This window comes from Pseudoalteromonas sp. TB64, from assembly GCF_000498095.1.
Taxonomy (GTDB): Bacteria; Pseudomonadota; Gammaproteobacteria; order Enterobacterales; family Alteromonadaceae; genus Pseudoalteromonas.
On sequence record NZ_AUTQ01000091.1, the window covers coordinates 1 to 2,764 of the forward strand.

The following is a 2,764-nucleotide window of genomic DNA, read 5'->3' on the forward strand; positions in this document are numbered from 1 at the left end:
AACTTGGTTATCGAGAAATGAAACAAACCTTACTAAATAGTCACTTCACGCTACGCAGCAAGAAACCTGAGATGATAGCGCAAGAATTATGGGGCGTAATGTTGAGCTATAACTTGCTCCGATACCAGATGGTGAAAATGGCGCAGAAAAAGTCTGGAATATATGCAAAACACCTGAGTTTTACGACGTGTGCTATTAGTATTATTAACCTTATTCATACAATGTTTATAGAAAATGCAGGACGGATACCTAAATCAATAGAGCAATTACAAGCTCAAGTTGAACATCACATATTGCCGATAAAACGGGAGCGGGCGTATCCGAGGTGTGTGAAACCAAAACCCAGTAAATACCCCAATAAAAAACGCCAGTCAGCTGTTAACTGACTGGCATTAAGCATAAGCTGGTTTTTTAATTTTAAGTAATGAGTTATTACTTAAGCATCTGCTAATTTTACGCGGATCTTGCTTTTATCAACAGTAGCTTGGTTAAGAGCTGCAATAGCGCCTTTAACTTCTATGTCGTTTGGCATTTCTACAAAAGCAAAACCTTTTGATTGGCCAGTTTCTTTATCAAGTACTAAGTTACAGGTAGTCACTTTACCGTGCTCTGCAAATAAAGTACGAAGCTCATGCTCAGTTGTAGCACGAGACAAGTTACGAACTAATAGTTTCATAATGAACCTAAATAATTATGTCAGTACTAATTATCTCAAGTAACTCGGGTTTAACCTAATTTTATTTTAAAAAGGGTAAATTCATTTTATTGAGCGTATATCGACTGCGATGAATACATACGTTAGTATGAAGTTAGCGGATATATTTCTACTATTAATTTTTGTGTAAAAACAAGAATAACAAACCTGTAAAATTCACTCGGTAAATAAGGATTATTCATGACTGAGAATAAGTTTGATATTTATAACCCTGTAATAAATGAACTGGTATCTGAAAGTATTAACTGCTCACCAGACTCATGGGAAAAAGGTCGATTGTCAATTGATTGTGATGGTAGAGCTATCAATTATAAATTAAAAAACTCTGATTCACCTGACTCTGCAAATATAAGTGATTCTCTTAGACAGCTTGCTGAACAACTGTATGTAACAATGAGGCAAAATGGCGATACATGGACCGAGGCTTTTATAGATTTTTTTGTAGAAGATGATTCTTGGAATTTTAAAGTGCAATTTGAGTATGAAGAGAATGTTTAGCTTAATTTTATGATTTTAAAAACAAAAATATCTTTTTAGAATGTAAATACGCAAAATACTAATTATCTAGAATATTAGTCATTCTAGATAATTAAAGCTTTGCTAATAATTAAATTAATATTCTTACCTGTCATTGTGGTACATACAGAATAACTACTCTGTGATTTACACAACTGTATTACCCCAAATAAATTGACATACTTAATCAAAATAGAGTTTACATTATGGATATGTTAGAAAGCTCATGGACACCTATACTTGCATTATTAATACCTCTTCTTTATGTCGTATTTAGCGTTATGAAAAAAATGACAATTAAATCTATATTTAAATATGGTTTACCCATCTGTATTTTATCAGGCATATTTATTGAAGTTATAGTGCAAAGCCATCCTCATGTTCCTGCTTTTATGGCAATTTTATTAACACTATTATATTTTTTGATTATTGTTATTTTTACTGTTTTTATCAGGGCAAGAGTATGAAAAAACACTATAAATTCAATACCTTTTCAAGATAAGCTGTACTGCGCATCGCTTTCTTCTGCTTTGCTGGCATACCTTTACTAAAACTGGTTTCAGCCTTTAATTGATTAAATGCGATATGCCTCAGCCCTGCAAATACTGGCGCTGCACCTTCGCGCCTAATTCGGCACTCATCTTCTTTAAATCCTACGTCTAAACGCCAATGTAATCCGTTCTCTATTTGCCAATGTTGCCGCGCTGACCTTGCCAATTCTTCCGCCGTTAAATATGCTGAACTGATATAGTACCTATAACATAACTCATTGCTTACTTTACCTTTTTCCTTTCTGTAGGAAACAATAACACCCACCGTCTTTGCACCTTCCCAGTGTATCGTTTCTGATAAATCACTTACATCATGACGCACTGCACAACACCTAAACTCCTCTCTGTTTTTTTGATAATCTGCTTCATTAAACAAAATCCCTTCAGACGCTTGTCGTGTTATCTCCGGTAATAAAGCCCCCTCTATTTGCGACAGGAGTCCTTTATGATTTGCCTTCACTGCAAGAAGGTAATTAGCTTCTTTGCTCACTATTTTTTCTGCAATTGATTTTTGACACCCCATGGCGTCAATTGTGACTAAGCACCCTTTTATCTCAAGTAACTCAAGAAGTGTTGGTAACGCTGTTATTTCATTCGACTTTTTATCAACAGGACATTGCGCTAAAACGACACCATTTTCGCATGAAAACGCACTGACCATATAAAGTGCATCGCGCCTATCTGACTGATTAAATGAGCCTTTTAAGCATTTACCATCAATAGCTACGACATCGCCCTGGGTTAACTTAGTGCATGCTTTCATCCAAGAAGAAAAAGAATCTTGAAATTGCGTCATATCGATACGGCTTAGTACGCGGGCAATTGTGTCATGACGAGGAATACCTTGCTCTAGGGGAACATATTTCCTGAGCCAATCTAATCTATCATGACCAAAATCTTCAATATCTTCCCAGCCTTGGCATCCAGACACAACAGCGCTGACGGCTAAGAATATGATATCAAATAGTTTATGAACCACTTT

The 2,764-nt window shown here is 35.6% G+C and carries 4 protein-coding genes and 1 pseudogene; 3 read left to right on the forward strand and 2 right to left on the reverse strand.

From position 1 onward, the window contains the following. Positions 1 to 386, forward strand: a pseudogene (locus L647_RS0106185) (IS4 family transposase); the annotation flags it as partial. Between the two features lie 50 nt (positions 387 to 436). Here L647_RS0106185 and L647_RS0106190 read toward each other — a convergent pair. Beyond that, a complete protein-coding gene (locus L647_RS0106190; RefSeq protein WP_024610390.1) occupies positions 437 to 676 on the reverse strand; it encodes an RNA recognition motif containing protein in 240 nt (79 codons plus the stop codon). Between the two features lie 219 nt (positions 677 to 895). Here L647_RS0106190 and L647_RS0106195 point away from each other — a divergent pair, with 219 nt between their 5' ends. Beyond that, positions 896 to 1,213: a hypothetical protein gene (locus L647_RS0106195; protein WP_024610391.1), complete on the forward strand. Its 318-nt coding sequence runs from the start codon at positions 896 to 898 to the stop codon at positions 1,211 to 1,213. Positions 1,214 to 1,437: 224 nt separating this feature from the next. Further along, a complete protein-coding gene (locus tag L647_RS0106200) occupies positions 1,438 to 1,698 on the forward strand; it encodes a hypothetical protein (RefSeq protein ID WP_024610392.1) in 261 nt (86 codons plus the stop codon). 7 nt (positions 1,699 to 1,705) lie between these two features. Here L647_RS0106200 and L647_RS0106205 read toward each other — a convergent pair. After that, on the reverse strand, positions 1,706 to 2,764 hold a 1,059-nt coding region (locus tag L647_RS0106205), incomplete at its 5' end, for an ISAs1 family transposase (protein ID WP_024610393.1).

What these genes read in the sequence shown, in the direction of transcription:
- L647_RS0106190 (WP_024610390.1), bottom strand. Translation starts at nt 676, where the DNA reads ATGAAACTATTAGTTCGTAACTTGTCTCGTGCTACAACTGAGCATGAG.
- L647_RS0106195 (WP_024610391.1), top strand. Translation starts at nt 896, where the DNA reads ATGACTGAGAATAAGTTTGATATTTATAACCCTGTAATAAATGAACTG.
- L647_RS0106200 (WP_024610392.1), top strand. Translation starts at nt 1,438, where the DNA reads ATGGATATGTTAGAAAGCTCATGGACACCTATACTTGCATTATTAATA.